Origin of the sequence: Ruminococcus sp. AF20-12LB, from assembly GCF_003478985.1 — a bacterium.
Classification (GTDB): Bacteria; Bacillota; Clostridia; order Lachnospirales; family Lachnospiraceae; genus Blautia_A.
Genome location: NZ_QUGH01000003.1, coordinates 193,287 through 209,188 on the forward strand (window position 1 = coordinate 193,287; position 15,902 = coordinate 209,188).

Here is a 15,902-nt window from a genome sequence, read left to right on the forward strand (position 1 = left end):
CTCCATGCTATTTCTCTGTCTTTTTATTTATAAAATGAACAAATTCATAGCTTTCCATTATCTGAAAGTATTTTACGATTCTCGGATAAAGCGGTTCTGCCTTATCTCCGAAATGTTCTTTCACCAGCAGGGCAAGCTCCTGCACGGTTTTGGCTCCATCGATCTCAGGCCAGATAAAAGTTCCCATTTCATCAAGATGAACCTTGGAAAACCTTGGCTTGCCAAAAACCTTCTGCGCGATGGTATTGAACATACCCTTATTCTCTATCTCAAGAATGATCCGCTGCTTCAGGTCCCGGTGCCACCGGATCGACTGGTTTGTTTCCGGGATCAGATCAAGATAGTTGATATCCTGTTTCTTATCCTTTTTGTTTTTTCTCATCAGGCTTTCTTCTTTCTCCAGATAGAGAATTTAAGCAGTGACAGGATCATGATGATCATCAGCACAACACCGCCGATATTTCCAAGGCTTACAACGCCGGACATATCAAGACTGATACCGACAACTGCAAAGATCGCAAGAAGAATTCCAACAAGACCCTCGCCGGCGATCATACCAGCACAGTACAGGGTACCATCTGTAGCCTGAGCTGTCTTAGTTTTTTCGTCAACGCCTTTTCTGCGGTCAAGTAATCCACGAACGATACCACCGATCATGATAGTTGCGTTCAGGTAGATCGGAAGGTAAAGACCGATTGCGAAAGGCATTACCGGGATACGGAGGATCTCAAGGCAGATTGCAAGGAATACACCTACAAATACAAGTCCCCATGGAAGGTTTCCACCCATGATTCCCTCAACGATCATCTTCATAAGCTGAGCCTGCGGAGCAGGGATCTCTGCTGTACCGTAGCCCCATGCTGCATTCAGAAGATACAGAACACCGCCAATAGCAAGACCTGAAACAACAACACCGAGCATCTCGCCCATCTGCTGCTTCTTAGGTGTAGCACCAAGAAGGTATCCTGTCTTAAGGTCCTGAGAGGTATCACCGGCAATTGCTGCGATGATACAGATAACAGAACCAACAGCGATTGCTGCTGTCATTCCGTCGATACCTGTTTTACCGGAGCTCTTGATCGCAAATGTGGCGATCAGAAGAGTAGCGATAGCCATACCGGAAACCGGGTTGTTGGAGCTTCCTACAAGACCTACCATACGGGAAGATACTGTTGCAAAGAAGAATCCAAAAACTACGATGATAAATGCACCAAGAAGAGTCACCGGGATTGCCGGAACGATCCAGATGATAAATACCATTGCAACAATACCGAGAAGGATGAACTGCATCGGAAGATCCTGTGCTGTTCTCTCTGTGCTTGTGTTCTTGCTTCCCTTCATGCTCTTCATGGAGTCACGGAAGGTTGTAACGATCAGCGGCAGGGATTTGATCAGAGAAATGATACCACCTGTTGCGATGGCACCTGCGCCGATATACTTAACATAAGTAGACCAGATTGCTGCTGCTCCGCCGTTTGCGTAAAGCTGGGCAATTGTTGTTCCCTCTGCTGCCGGGTACATCCATGTGTCAGGTCCGAACAGGCAGATCAGCGGGATGATGACCATCCAGCCAATAAGAGAACCTGTAAACATGTAGGATGCGATCTTCGGTCCTACGATATAACCAACACCGAGAAGTGCCGGATAAACCTCCATACCGATCTCACCCTTGAAGGATTTAAATGCTGCTGAAACATCTGCCGGAAGAAGCTTCAGTCCATCAACAACAAATTTGAAGATAGCAGCAAGTCCCATACCGGAGAATACTGTGGAAGCATTGGCTCCTCCTTCCTCACCGGCAAGAAGAACGTCTGCACAGGCAGTTCCTTCCGGATAGAGAAGAGTTGCATGCTCCTTAACGATGAGGGCATTACGAAGGGGCACCATAAAAAGTACACCAAGGATACCACCGCAAAGTGCGATCAGAGTGATCTCAACGATGCCTGGCTTGTCTGAAAGTCCTTCCTCTGCCCAGAGGAACAGTGCAGGCATGGTGAAGATAGCACCTGCTGCAAGAGACTCACCGGCTGAGCCGATGGTCTGGACCATATTGCTCTCCAGAATGGAGTTTCTACGAAGAATCACGCGGATAACACCCATGGAGATAACTGCCGCCGGAATGGAGGCAGATACTGTCATACCAACACGAAGGCCAAGGTAAGCATTGGCTGCACCGAAGATGACAGCAAGGATACATCCCATGATCACAGATGTAACTGTGAGCTCCGGAGTGACTTTCTCCGCAGGAATGTAAGGTTTGAACTCTGTGTTTTTGTTCATATTTCCTCTCCCTTTATCTATTAAATTAGTAACGTAATATAGTATAGCAAATTCCGCATTATTTTGCAAGGAATTATATCTGAGATATTATATATAATTTACAATTTTCTGTATAATTATAAGCAAATAATTGGTCACTATGCAGCTTGTATGCTAACATAGTGACCTTATTCCTTTCAATTGAATATTATATATTTTTAAAAAAATGCTTTTTTTTTTCAGTTGTCCGCCTCCAGCTGTTTTGTCAGATATCGTCCTACGATCTTCGAGAAATTTCCGATATCACGGATATAGGCAAAATCCTTTCCAAAAATCTTCTTTTCCGCCGGAAGATCCTTCTCTTCGCCTGCAAATACCCCCAGAACACTGACGCCCTGGCTCCGAAGACGCCGCACCTCTGATGCAGTATCTGAAATGGCATATTTTCCCTGGTAAGGGGCCGGATTCTTTGCATTGGGACGGTTTATGATCACATCGTAGGGGCGTCCGTCACTTAAGATGATCAGGATCTTTTTTTCCTCTTCTCTCTGCAAAAGACTGTATCCCGCTGCTTTTATGGCAAGCCCGTCCCGATTGTTGGAGGAAGTCACATAATTGAAAATATCCTCATCTGCCGAAACCGGATCATCATATTCCCGGAACCTGTGCAGGATCGTATGATCCCAGAATGTGCAGTAGCTCATAACCCGATGAGGGATGTCCACATTGCTCAGGGCAGAACTGATCATATAAGCCTGCAGTGCCACATCTCCCTGTCGGCTCATCTGTGAACCACTGGCATCGATCAGTATATCCACCACAAAATCCGTATTGTCTCCACGAAGAATCCTCTTGAAAAGATTTGCCTCACAGCTTCTGCCTATACGCCACAGCCTGGAAGGAACGATAGTTCCACGGTCTGATAGGACTTCCTGGTTTTCACTTCGGATCACCAGTGCTTTTTTCAGGAGTTCAGTCAATATGGCAATATTTCGTTTTGCAATTCTGTGCTTGTCATGATAGGTCCATATGTTCTTATTACGCAGACGCTTTGCATACTGGTACTGATAATTATCACGAACCGGATTTTTCAGGATTCCTTCTGTAAAATACAGGCTGCAGTCTCCGTGTATTCCCCGGCACATAAGATGGTTCATTCTTTTTTCTTCTGCAGGTGTGAGATAGGTTTTTCCAAAATTCAGTTCCACATAGGTATGAGCTTTCTGAAGAGCTTCCTCTGAAATCACCGTGATCTTGTTTTTCACCTTACGTTTTTCTTCCATATCCTGTGTCAGCGAGGAATCTTCAATATCTGTCATCCGGTCTGTGAGCTTTTCCACATAATTTTCCAGGGCTTCCTCATACATCTCTTCATTAAGGTAGTCTTCCCAGCCAAATTCCGTCAGTTCTTCCAGCGTCACCGCCATTACCCGTTCAAGGGAACCGTTTTTCTTCTCAAAGTCCGGATCGATGACCGTATTATAGAGGCTGTCGATGATCCGAATCAGTTCCATGGTGTCTCCGCTTTCTGCACAGGCATAGATCTGATCCCGGAATGCAGACAGTTTTTTCTCCAGAGGCTGTACGCTTCCTGTAAGTACATCACGGAATACTGCAATTTTCAGCCTGTCTAACAGCTTATCGTAGGAAGGCAGGGTTTCATATTCCTGATCCAGGATATCTTCCAGAGCTTTTTTTCTCATGCGGCGAACCCCCGGGCGCTCTTCGCAGATCCGCTCTCCCACTGCCGCTTCAATACATAGCTGTGTCAGCCCGGTCAGCTCCGTCTCAGATGCATCCAGATAGATTTTTTTTACAAGATAAAGACCAAGAAGATTTTTGTCAAAATATCTGGCAAAAGCACCCTGTTTGATTCCATCGTAAAGAGCGATCTCTTTTGAGCGGAGAAACAGCGATACATCCGGCTTCACATCCAGGGTATAATCGCCGCTTACCGTCCAGAGGAGATTACGGATCCGGTTTTCCAGCTCCATCTCGTAATCTTCTATAGAAAGTTCTTCTGTCAGATCTTTATGCATAGACATCGTCCTTTGTCCATTCTTCCGGGATCCTTGTACGGACTACATCGTCCACGATCTCCTTTTCAAAAATATCGAAAGTTTTGTTCACCACTCCCATCTGCACTGCTGCCAGGGGAGAAAGTCCTGCACGAACAATCTTCATGGCAGCCAGAAGTCCTCGAAGATCCAGCGCTTTTGTAGATATCTCGCTGTTTACGGATTTCTTCTGAAGATCCATAAATACACCGATAAACTGTTCCACTGCCTTTTCCTTTGCCTCCGGGAACATTTTGCGGAAAATAAATCCCAGGGTTTCTTCTGTCTGCGCGGGCATATCGATCACCAGGAAACGAGAAACAAGAGCTTCGTTCAGCTCCTTTGTTCCTGCATATCCGTAGTTCATGGTTCCGATAAAACGTGCCGCAGGATGAAGGTCGATCCGGTCATAGCCCGGAACATCAATGGAGCGGCGATAGTCCAGAGTTGCATGCAGGACAGAGACCGCATCGTTCTTTGCCATATTGATCTCATCCAGAATACCGAAGCCACCATACTCGGCACACTGATAGATGCTCCCTTTTCGGAGGCAGACTTCATTGTTTACAAAGGTATCCGTTCCGATCAGGTCTCCGCTGTTTGTATTGACATGGAAAGATACATTGTAAACCGGGCGGCCAAAAGCATATGCCAGATTTTCTGCCAGGATATTTTTTCCCGTGGCCTTTGGGCCTGCAAGAAGAAGATTTTCTCCTTCCAGAAGTCCTGCAATGGACATTTCCAGGATTTCTTTTCCGTAGAACGGTATGGATGGTCTGGAAACTCTGGCTGCAGCCCCCTCATCAACGTTATAATTTTTTCGAAATTTCTCAATGCCGTGGATCAGGTTTTCGGAAACGTTCTGTTCTTTTAAAAATTCTAATTCTATCATATATACTTACTCCTGAATCTGATTGAATGCCGCAGATATCCTCATCCGCAGTTATTATATGATCCTATGACGGACAACAGCTTACAGATTCTTTCTCCGTCAGGTAAAAAACGGGACAGATCTTACATCTGTCCCGTCATTTGATCTCAAAGATGCCGCTTCACCCAGGAAACATCTCTTATTTCCTGTATTTTATTTAACCGATCATACCTCAAAGATCAGATCACCGTAGGATGGCATCGGCCACATATCTTTATCTACGATCATCTCAAGCTCGTCTACAGGTTTTCTTAAAGCCTGCATTGCCGGTACCACGCTCTCTCTGAAAAATACAGCACGGTCACGTCCCTCTTCATGGGATTCCGACTCAGCGATCAGTCCGGAAAGCTTATCCATAGCTGTCTTGGTCTCAGCAAGAAGTGCGGAGGATTTTTCCAGAAGACTTGTCTGTACACTGACATCAAGCGCTGCGCTCACTGCCTTCACAGAATTGATGGACTCTGCAAGAACTGTTGTGTAACGGATCACTGCAGGGATGATCTGCTTGGTAGCAATATCCACCATGGTCTTGGCCTCAATATTGATAGCCTTTGCATAGCCTTCATACTGAATTTCTGCTCTGGACTCAAGCTCTGCTCTTGTAAATACATTAAAGGATTCAAAAAGCTTCACAGCCTTGTCTGTAGTCAGTGCAGGAATGGCATCTACCATGGACGGAAGAATCGGAAGTCCACGTCTCTTTGCCTCTGCCTCCCACTCCGGTGCATATCCGTTTCCGTTGAATACAATACGCTGATGCTGGATCGCATACTCCTTGATCAGGTCATGTACTGCAGTATCAAAATCGTCTGCTGCTTCCAGACGGTCGCATGCATCGCGGAATACTTCTGCTGCAATCGTATTCAGAACTACGTTGCACTCGGAAATGGAATCACGGGAACCAACCATACGGAACTCAAATTTGTTTCCTGTGAACGCAAACGGTGATGTTCTGTTTCGATCTGTAGCATCCTTCATGAAATCCGGAAGTGTCTTAACACCGGTATCCAGGATCTCGCCGGTCTTACTGTGTGTGGCGGTACCTGTGCTGATCAGCTGCTCCAGAACATCCTGAAGCTGCTCACCAAGGAATACGGAGATAACTGCCGGCGGTGCCTCATTTCCTCCGAGACGTTCATCGTTTCCGACGTCTGCTGCAGACTCTCTCAGAAGATCTGCATGCTCATCAACGGCTTTCAGGATACAGGTGAGAACAAGAAGGAACTGGATATTTTCATGAGGAGTTTTTCCCGGCTCAAGAAGGTTGATCCCGTCATCCGTTGTCAGGGACCAGTTGTTGTGCTTACCGGAACCGTTAACTCCTGCAAACGGTTTCTCATGAAGCAGGCAGCGCATACCATGACGGCTGGCAACTTTTTTGAGGATACGCATCATGATCTGGTTGTGATCTGCTGCAATATTTACCGGTGCGTAGATCGGTGCCAGCTCATGCTGTGCAGGTGCAACCTCGTTGTGCTGTGTCTTGGCTGTTACACCCAGTTTCCAGCACTCCTCGTTGACTTCTTTCATATATGCGGAGATTCTCTGACGGATAGTTCCGAAATAATGGTCATCCATCTCCTGTCCCTTAGGAGGCATGGCGCCGAAAAGAGTTCTTCCTGTGTAGATCAGGTCTTTTCTCTGGAGCCATTTCTGCTTGTCAACCAGGAAATATTCCTGCTCAGCTCCAACGGAAGGAGTTACTTTTTTTGATGTTGTATTTCCGAAAAGTCGAAGAAGTCGAAGTGCCTGTGTATTAACCGCTTCCATAGAACGGAGAAGCGGTGTTTTCTGATCAAGCGCCTCTCCTGTATAGGAGCAGAATGCTGTAGGGATACATAAGATCCCGCCGGCTGCGTCATGACGTACAAAGGCAGGTGATGTGCAATCCCATGTTGTATAGCCTCTTGCCTCGAATGTTGCACGAAGTCCTCCGGATGGGAATGAGGATGCATCCGGCTCACCCTTGATCAGCTCCTTACCTGAAAAGCTTAAGAGTACCTTGCCGTCCTCTCTTGGCGCTGTGACAAATGCGTCATGTTTCTCGGCAGTAACACCTGTCAGCGGCTGAAACCAGTGACAATAATGAGTAGCACCTTTCTCAATAGCCCATTCCTTCATCTCATGTGCAACCACATCAGCGATCTCCATGGACAGCTCCTTGCCCTCTTCTATTGTCTTTTTCAGTTCGCGGTATACCTTCTTCGGCAAACGGTCCTGCATAACAGAATCGTTAAATACATCGCAGCCAAAGATTTCCTTTACGTTGATATAATCTCCCATTTCTTCCTCCTTTTCGTTCCTGTATATCCAGTCTTTCTTATGAGGAAAGACATTTTCACCTCTGTATGATCACCTTATCTCCGGATACCCGGATCATTCTTCGCTCTTCTGGGTGATCTCCTTGATCTCCTGCATTTTCTGGTTCAGCCGGCTTTTTTTCTGTTTCTTGCTGCTGGTAAGATAAAGGTTCATGGCCTCATGAAGATTATCGATTTCCACACGGGTCTGGTCTCCTCCGAACTCTCCGTCCAGCGTCCACGGAACAGCCTCCTCTGACTCGATCACAACATGCGCAGACTTAAAAGAATAGATCAGATCTGTATTATCCTCTGCAGTAAGAAGCGCAGTCATGATCTCCTGAAGCTCCAGCGGATTCTTCGGATTGGTGATCAGTGTCACCTCAAACAGTCCGTCATTCATATCCACGTTTTTTCCGGTAAGATTCTTAAATCCACCTACAGATCTGGAATTGCTGATCATACCGTAGATAAAATCATTCTCCACAGTCAGCTCATCGGAAGTTACCTTCAGATGATAGGATTTCACCTCAAAAAGCTGTTTCATTCCTTCCAGCACATAGGCAACATGTCCCAGGATATTTTTCAGATCCTGGTCCGTCTCATAGGAAACATTGGTAAACAGTCCAAACGCAGCCACATAGGCAAATGTCTGGTTATTAAATTTACCGATGTCACAGTGATAGATCTGCTCCTCCATGATCATGGAGGCAGCTGCAGTCATACTCTTCGGCATAAACAGACTGTTGGCAAAATCATTGGTGCTTCCTGCGGGGATATACCCGATCGGTGTCTGGCTGCCCACTTCCACGATTCCGGTAACCACCTCATCCAGTGTACCGTCACCTCCGCTGCAGGCGATCAGATCCACCTGATCTGCATATTCCTTCACCTGTTCATAAGCATCCTTCGGTCCCTGCGTGGCACGGATGATCACTTCGTAACCACCTTTATTAAAGATATCCACAATGTCCAGCAGATGCATCTTGATTCTTCCTTTTCCTGCTTTGGGGTTGAAAACAAAAAGCATTCTTTTTTTCATTATACAATCCTCATTTCCCGAAATGATTCGTTATGTCTATTCTTTTACTATGATAAAAAAAACGATGTAAAATGTCAATCTTAACTTTTCACATCTGGTCTTACCACAGACAACCGGAATTTTATAACAAAAAAAGTCCGAAAACCCAATGAAATTGAATCTTCAGACCTTTTGTTAAGTAGCGAGAGGGGGATTCGAACCCTCGACACCACGGGTATGAACCGTGTGCTCTAGCCAACTGAGCTATCTCGCCATATCTTTTTTGTAACATGGGACCTATAGGGCTCGAACCTATGACCCTCTGCTTGTAAGGCAGATGCTCTCCCAGCTGCGCTAAGATCCCATATAAATAGCGAGAGGGGGATTCGAACCCTCGACACCACGGGTATGAACCGTGTGCTCTAGCCAACTGAGCTATCTCGCCATATTCTTTTGTAACATGGGACCTATAGGGCTCGAACCTATGACCCTCTGCTTGTAAGGCAGATGCTCTCCCAGCTGAGCTAAGATCCCATAACAAACGCTTGTCTTAAGAACTCTTCCGTTCCGCAACTCGCTTTGCTATTATATAATGGTTTATGACTTGTGTCAACAGTTTTTTTCACTTTTTTTAATTTTTTAAAAAATATATGCTTTTTTGTATTTTTACAGTGGCAGGGAGGTCTGAAATCCCCTGCCACTGCATGCTTACGGATATTACTTGAAGTACTCAACACCAGATTCGAAAATCTTGATATCCTGTTCTCCGTAGATATTAACAGCAACGCCTGCGTCACGACGCTCACTGTGTGCCATCTTTCCGAGGACACGTCCATCCGGGCTTGTGATACCCTCGATGTTCATATAAGAGCCGTTTACGTTAAACTCACCCTCATATCCGGTCTCATCTACCGGTACATACTCTGTTGCGATCTGTCCGTTTTCCTTGAGTTTCTTCAGCCACTCATCGTTTGCGACAAAACGTCCCTCACCATGAGAAGCCGGATTACAGTATACGCCGCCAAGCTGTGCTTTCTGAAGCCATGGAGACTTGTTGCTGACAACCTTGGTGTAAACCATCCTGGATACGTGACGTCCGATAGTGTTGTAGGTCAGTGTCGGAGAATCCTCTTTCTGTCCGCAGATCTCACCGTACGGTACCAGTCCAAGTTTGATCAGTGCCTGGAATCCGTTGCAGATACCAAGAGCAAGACCGTCACGCTCATTGAGGAGCTTCATAACTGCCTCCTTGATCTTCTCGTTCTGGAATGCGGTAGCAAAGAATTTCGCAGATCCGTCCGGCTCATCTCCAGCTGAGAAGCCGCCCGGGAACATGATCATCTGTGCCTGAGCGATGGCTTTCTCAAAGAGTTCTACAGAATCATGGATATCTTCTGCTGTAAGGTTCTTGAATACCTTTACGTCTACCTCGGCACCTGCTCTCTCAAATGCACGGGTGCTGTCATACTCGCAGTTTGTTCCAGGGAATACCGGAATAAATACACGTGGTTTTGCAACTTTATGTTTGCATACATAGATGCTGTCTGCTTTGTAAAGGGAACCATCATCTGCCTTGACATCCTCGGTTCCTGCTGCTGTTTTAAATACATTCTCCAGAGTTCCTTCCCATGTGGAAAGCGCCTCTTTCAGAGTAATCTCTGTATCACCATAGGTGAACTTCGCATTATCCGTAACCTCACCGATCACAGTATAGGTAATGGCAAGCTCACCGACTTTTCCATCCGGAACCTCACAGATGATATCACCGAATGCCGGAGCAAAGAAATCTCTTGGATCAAGGTTATGCTCGATCTTTACGCCCATGCCGTTACCAAAGGCCATCTTGCTGACTGCGGCAGCGATTCCATGACGGTCAAGTGCATATGCGGAGATCACACGGCCTGCCTGGATATCCTGGTGTAATTTATCATACTGCTCCATAAGAGCCGGGTAATCCGGAAGATCATAGGAATCCTTCGGTGCACGGAGCCATACCAGCCTGCTTCCTGCTTTTTTGAATTCCGGTGTGATCACATCTTTTACCTTTGCAACATCCACTGCGAAAGACACCAGTGTCGGAGGAACATCAATATCATTGAAGGTTCCGGACATACTGTCCTTACCGCCGATGGAAGGAAGGCCGAATCCGATCTGTGCCGCATAAGCGCCAAGCAGTGCGGAGAACGGCTGGCTCCATCTCTTAGGATCTTCTGTCATACGACGGAAGTATTCCTGGAAGGTGAAACGGATCTTCTTATAGTCACCACCGGTTGCAACGATCTTGGCAACAGACTCAGTTACTGCGTAGGCAGCTCCATGATACGGACTCCATGAGGAAAGGTATGGATCAAAGCCGTAGCTCATCATGGTAACAGTCTCTGTTTTTCCGTTCTGTACCGGAACCTTTGCAACCATGGACTGTGTCTCTGTCAGCTGATATTTGCCACCGTGAGGCATAAATACACTGCCTGCGCCAATGGAGCCGTCAAACATCTCCACAAGGCCCTTCTGTGAGCATACATTCAGGTCAGCAAGAACATCCAGCCATTTTTTCTTTACGTCTGTTACATCCGGACGTTCCTCGAAAAGATTTCCGTCCTTTGACGGGATCTCAACCTCAACGGAGGTCTCCTGATGTGCACCGTTGGTATCCAGGAATGCGCGGGAGATATTTACGATCTCTTTTCCTCTCCAGTTAAGGACAAGGCGTGGCTCCTCAGTTACAACTGCAACCGGAACTGCCTCAAGATTCTCTTCATTTGCAAATTTCAGGAAAGTATCCACATCTTTCGGGTCAACTACAACAGCCATACGCTCCTGAGACTCAGAGATGGCGATCTCAGTGCCGTCAAGACCTGCGTATTTTTTCGGAACCTTGTCAAGGTCGATCTGAAGTCCCGGTGCCAGCTCGCCAATGGCAACGGAAACACCGCCTGCGCCGAAGTCGTTACATTTCTTGATGATATGGCTGACTTCCTCTCTGCGGAACATTCTCTGGATCTTACGCTCGGTAGGTGCGTTACCTTTCTGCACCTCAGCGCCGCAAACCTCGATGGAAGCCTCTGTGTGGACCTTGGAGGAACCTGTTGCACCGCCGATACCGTCACGGCCGGTACGTCCGCCAAGAAGGATGATGATATCTCCCGGGTCGGAATTTTCACGGATGACCGCACGTCTCGGAGCCGCACCCATAACCGCACCGATCTCCATACGTTTTGCAACGTAGTCCGGATGATAGATCTCTTTTACAGCACCGGTTGCAAGACCGATCTGATTTCCGTAGGAACTGTAGCCGTGGGCTGCGCTGCGGACAAGCTTCTTCTGCGGAAGTTTTCCCTTCAGAGTTTCCTTTACGGATACGGTAGGATCTGCTGCACCTGTCACACGCATCGCCTGGTATACATAGGTACGTCCGGAAAGCGGATCACGGATGGCTCCGCCAAGGCAGGTTGCCGCACCACCAAAAGGCTCAATCTCCGTCGGATGGTTGTGTGTCTCATTCTTGAAGTTGATCAGCCACTCTTCTTCTTTTCCATCCACGTCCACCGGTACCACGATACTGCAGGCATTGATCTCATCAGACTCTTCCTGATCTGCCAGCTTGCCTTCTGCTTTCAGTTTCTTCATTGCCATAAGTGCAAGATCCATCAGGCAGACAAACTTATCGTCACGGCCCTTGTACATGTTCTTATGGGCATCCAGATATTCTTTGTATGTTTTTTCGATAGGAGTCTTATAATCACCTTCATCAAACTTCACGCTGGTAAGCTCTGTGGAGAAAGTAGTATGACGGCAATGATCAGACCAGTAGGTATCCAGAACGCGGATCTCTGTCATGGAAGGATCGCGTTTCTCTTCATTCCTGAAATAATTCTGGATATGCTGGAAGTCCTTGAATGTCATGGCGAGGTTCAGAGAAGCGTACAGCTCCTTCAGATCAGCCTCAGCCATATCCTTGAATCCGTCAAAAATCTTCACATCCTCAGGATCCGGGAATACTGTTACCAGTGTTTCCGGCTTCTCAAGACCTGTCTCACGGGAATCCACAGGGTTGATGCAGTGATGTTTGATTGCCTCAAACTCTGCATCTGTAACGGTTCCTTCAATTACATAAGTAGTTGCTGAACGGATGATCGGTGCTGCATTCTCATCCAGGAACTGTACACACTGCACTGCAGAATCTGCTCTCTGGTCAAACTGTCCGGGAAGGAATTCTACGGAAAATACACGTGCGCCCTCTGCCACATCAAATTTTTCAAGATACAGATCATCTACCGGCGGCTCTGCAAATACGGTCTTGCAGGCTTTCTCAAATACTTCATCGGAGATATTCTCCACGTCATAACGGATCAGCTCACGGACTGCTGTCACAGTGCTGATACCAAGATAATGTTTGATCTCATGTTTCAGTTCCTTTGCTTTTACTGCAAAGGCAGGTTTCTTTTCTACATACACACGTCTTACGTTGCTCATAGAAGGCTCCTTTCTCTATATCCGATAATAAGGATGGTAAACGTGCAGAAAGCATTTCAGTCTTTCTTTTCTGCTGAAAATATAGTATCATAGGAAATATCATTAGTAAAATTAATATATCTTATATCATTTATAAGCGGAGGATTTTTCACATATGGATATCAATCTTGAACTTTACAAAGTGTTTTATTATGTGGCCACAACACTGAGCTTTTCGGAGGCTTCCAGACAGCTTTTTATCTCACAGTCTGCAGTAAGCCAGGCCGTCAAAAACCTTGAAAAAAAGCTGGGCCATACTCTGTTTGTGCGCAGCACCAAACGGGTCATCCTGACTCCGGAGGGAGAGCTTCTTCTCCAACATGTAAAACCGGCCCTTTCCATGCTAAACGAGGGAGAGGCTGTCCTTTCCGGAGAAGGAAATCTTACCGGTCAGCTGCGGATCGGTGCCAGCGATACTCTGTGCCGCTATTTTCTCATCCCCTATCTCCGCCGTTTCCACAAGGATCATCCGGAGGTACGGATCAAGATCATCAACAGTACTTCTATCGGATGTGCGGAGCTTCTGGAAAACGGCCAGGCTGAGCTGATCGTCACCAACTACCCGAATTCCCGGCTTTCGGCCCACACCAAGCTTCAGACTGTGCTGGAATTCCGGGATATCTTCGTGGCAAATCCGGACTATTTCACCATGGGCAAATCTCCTCTTTCCATGGAAAATCTTCTGGATTATCCCATCCTGATGCTCGCTCCAAAGAGTACCACCAGCGAATATCTTCATCAGGTGTTTGCAGCCCAGGGACTGAAGCTGCTGCCTGAGGTTGAACTGAACAGCAACGATCTGCTGATCGATCTTGCAGAGATCGGACTTGGTATTGCCTGTATCCCGGATTATATGCTCCGCAACCGTCCGGGCCTGGAACCTGTCCATCTGAAAACACCTCTGCCTGCAAGAAGTGCCGTGATCGCTCATCATGAAGCACTGCAGCTTTCTCAGGCTGCCCAGTGTTTTCTGAAATATTTTTCCCAGATCTGATACGATCAAGTCCCTGCCGCTTACTGCTTTTCGCGATTGAAGCAGGATATTTCCCTGATCCAGTTAAAAAAAGCCACCGGAATCTGCCATAAGGTTATTACAATCCTTATATACTCAATTCCGGTGGTCTTTTCTGTTATTGATATCGGTCAGATATTATTCTTATTACTTACGCTTCAGCCTTCGGCATCACGTCTGCTGCCGCGGTGATATACTCATTCTCGATCTTACTGAACAGACCGCTGTCTGCAAGCTCTGCAAGCTTCACGTCAATCGGCATCTTGCCCAGGACCGGAACCTTCAATTCTGCAGCGATCTCATCGATATGGCTCTCGCCAAAGACCTTGATCTCTTTTCCGCAGTCCGGACATTTCACATAGCTATAGTTCTCCACGATTCCAAGGACCGGAACCTTCATCATATCAGCCATATTATAGGCCTTCTTGACGATCATGCGGACCAGATCCTGCGGGGAAGTAACGATCACAACACCCTCGATCGGCAGGGACTGGAATACTGTCAGCGGAACATCTCCGGTTCCTGGCGGCATATCTACAAAGAGATAATCCAATTCACCCCAGATCACATCACTCCAAAACTGTTTTACCATATTTGCAAGGACCGGACCTCTCCAGATCACCGGTGTCTCCTCATCCGGAAGAAGAAGGTTTACAGACATAACCTCGATTCCATTTGCAGTTGGCATCGGATAGATCCCATTGTCACTGCCCTGTGCATTGCCCTTGATGCCATACATCTTCGGGATGGACGGACCGGTGATATCAGCATCCATAATGCCCACTTTATATCCCTTGGAAGCCATCAGGTTTGCCAGGGAGCCTGTTACGAAGGATTTACCCACGCCTCCCTTTCCGCTGACAACTCCGATCACATGTTTTACGTCAGAAAAAACATTTGGTTCTGCCATGAGGCTCTGGTTTTTCTTCTCTCCGCAGCCTTCACAGCTTGATTTGTTGCAGGATGTATTGCTACACTCTTTTGCCATAATAGATTCCTCTCATTCTTTGTATTTACACTGACCGAACTGACTCTCTGTCCGTGCATTTTTCTCATTCATGATCTCTCATGAACTCCTTACCTTACTTCATAAATCTGTCAATCGCTTTTTCCAGTTCTTTGATAGCATCCCTGTCTCCATGCTCTACTGCATCCACGATGCAGTGTTCTATATGATCCTGCAGTATGATCTTGCCTGTATTATTGATCGCAGATTTTACGGCTGACAGCTGGATCAGCACTTCGCTGCAGTCACGTCCTTCCTCCACCATACGCTTAATGGATTCCATATGACCAATGGCCCTGGAAAGTCTGTTGAGTACGGCCTTGGTCTGTGCGTGGCTGTGATGATGAGGATGTGTGCTATCGTGAGTATGCACATGTTCCTGTTCCCCGTGGGTATGCTCAAGAACGGTTCCATCCTCGAGAACGTGCACATGTGTTTCTTTCATGTGTATTTCCTCCTTCAGATCTCCGTGAAAGAACAGCGCTGCCGGATCATAGATGTCTGAATGTCAAAAATGATGGTTCCGTCTTCCAGTACTGTCTTCTCGTAGGAGACATCCTTCCCCTGAAATTTCTGTTTCACATACGCTTCCGGATCTGCAATCTCCACTTCTTCCACAAATACATCACGCATCTGATTTCTCGGGCATTTGTTAAAAATTTCCCAGATTACTTCGTACTCTTTCATCTGTGCCTGTTCCTTTCTTCGTCATCTTATCTATTATAATAATTTTATGTTTTTTTGTCAAAAATAATTGCACTCACGCAAATATTGTCGTATGATACATATTAAAAATATTACTGC

General features: G+C 46.6%; 11 protein-coding genes and 4 tRNA genes. 1 reads left to right on the forward strand and 14 read right to left on the reverse strand.

Features of this window, described 5'->3' with window-relative positions:
• Nucleotides 1–7: 7 nt before the first annotated feature.
• From DWX61_RS05250 to DWX61_RS05300, 11 genes are all read right to left on the reverse strand, one after another.
• The gene (locus DWX61_RS05250; protein WP_021650789.1) at nucleotides 8–382 is read right to left on the reverse strand and encodes a PqqD family protein; all 375 of its coding nucleotides are present in this window, start codon (nucleotides 380–382) and stop codon (nucleotides 8–10) included.
• Entirely contained in the window at nucleotides 382–2,280 is a 1,899-nt protein-coding gene (locus tag DWX61_RS05255; RefSeq protein ID WP_118513029.1) for an OPT family oligopeptide transporter, read from the reverse strand. Before DWX61_RS05255 ends, DWX61_RS05250 begins: the two co-directional genes overlap by 1 nt.
• A gap of 218 nt (nucleotides 2,281–2,498) precedes the next feature.
• The gene (locus tag DWX61_RS05260) at nucleotides 2,499–4,298 is read right to left on the reverse strand and encodes a vWA domain-containing protein (protein WP_118624165.1); all 1,800 of its coding nucleotides are present in this window, start codon (nucleotides 4,296–4,298) and stop codon (nucleotides 2,499–2,501) included.
• Entirely contained in the window at nucleotides 4,291–5,208 is a 918-nt protein-coding gene (locus tag DWX61_RS05265; RefSeq protein ID WP_118624167.1) for an AAA family ATPase, read from the reverse strand. The genes DWX61_RS05260 and DWX61_RS05265 overlap by 8 nt, the downstream gene beginning before the upstream one ends.
• 204 nt (nucleotides 5,209–5,412) lie before the next feature.
• Nucleotides 5,413–7,530 carry a glutamine synthetase III family protein gene (locus DWX61_RS05270; protein WP_118624169.1) on the reverse strand — a complete coding sequence of 706 codons (2,118 nt, stop codon included), beginning with the start codon at nucleotides 7,528–7,530 and terminating at the stop codon, nucleotides 5,413–5,415.
• Between the two features lie 93 nt (nucleotides 7,531–7,623).
• Nucleotides 7,624–8,589 (reverse strand): diacylglycerol/lipid kinase family protein, encoded by a 966-nt coding sequence (locus tag DWX61_RS05275; RefSeq protein WP_059085348.1) that lies wholly within the window; start codon nucleotides 8,587–8,589, stop codon nucleotides 7,624–7,626.
• 179 nt (nucleotides 8,590–8,768) lie between these two features.
• Nucleotides 8,769–8,842, reverse strand: a tRNA-Met gene (locus DWX61_RS05280).
• Nucleotides 8,843–8,859: 17 nt separating this feature from the next.
• A tRNA-Val gene (locus DWX61_RS05285) sits at nucleotides 8,860–8,932 on the reverse strand.
• A 7-nt stretch (nucleotides 8,933–8,939) separates the two neighbouring features.
• Nucleotides 8,940–9,013: transfer RNA gene (locus DWX61_RS05290), tRNA-Met, on the reverse strand.
• Between the two features lie 16 nt (nucleotides 9,014–9,029).
• A tRNA-Val gene (locus tag DWX61_RS05295) sits at nucleotides 9,030–9,102 on the reverse strand.
• A 183-nt stretch (nucleotides 9,103–9,285) separates the two neighbouring features.
• On the reverse strand, nucleotides 9,286–13,041 hold the full coding sequence (locus tag DWX61_RS05300) for a phosphoribosylformylglycinamidine synthase (protein ID WP_118624171.1): 3,756 nt from the start codon (nucleotides 13,039–13,041) through the stop codon (nucleotides 9,286–9,288).
• Between the two features lie 154 nt (nucleotides 13,042–13,195).
• Between DWX61_RS05300 and DWX61_RS05305 the strand changes: the two genes are divergently transcribed.
• Entirely contained in the window at nucleotides 13,196–14,074 is an 879-nt protein-coding gene (locus tag DWX61_RS05305; RefSeq protein ID WP_021650784.1) for a LysR family transcriptional regulator, read from the forward strand.
• Between the two features lie 169 nt (nucleotides 14,075–14,243).
• Here DWX61_RS05305 and DWX61_RS05310 read toward each other — a convergent pair whose 3' ends face one another.
• The 3 genes from DWX61_RS05310 to DWX61_RS05320 all read right to left on the reverse strand — a co-directional run bounded on the left by DWX61_RS05310 (nucleotide 14,244) and on the right by DWX61_RS05320 (nucleotide 15,785).
• Nucleotides 14,244–15,080 (reverse strand): Mrp/NBP35 family ATP-binding protein, encoded by an 837-nt coding sequence (locus DWX61_RS05310; RefSeq protein ID WP_118513025.1) that lies wholly within the window; start codon nucleotides 15,078–15,080, stop codon nucleotides 14,244–14,246.
• A 94-nt stretch (nucleotides 15,081–15,174) separates the two neighbouring features.
• Complete coding sequence (locus DWX61_RS05315; RefSeq protein ID WP_118513024.1) at nucleotides 15,175–15,543, reverse strand: metal-sensing transcriptional repressor; 369 nt, start codon at nucleotides 15,541–15,543, stop codon at nucleotides 15,175–15,177.
• Between the two features lie 14 nt (nucleotides 15,544–15,557).
• A complete protein-coding gene (locus DWX61_RS05320) occupies nucleotides 15,558–15,785 on the reverse strand; it encodes a hypothetical protein (protein ID WP_015526956.1) in 228 nt (75 codons plus the stop codon).
• Nucleotides 15,786–15,902 lie beyond the last annotated feature (117 nt).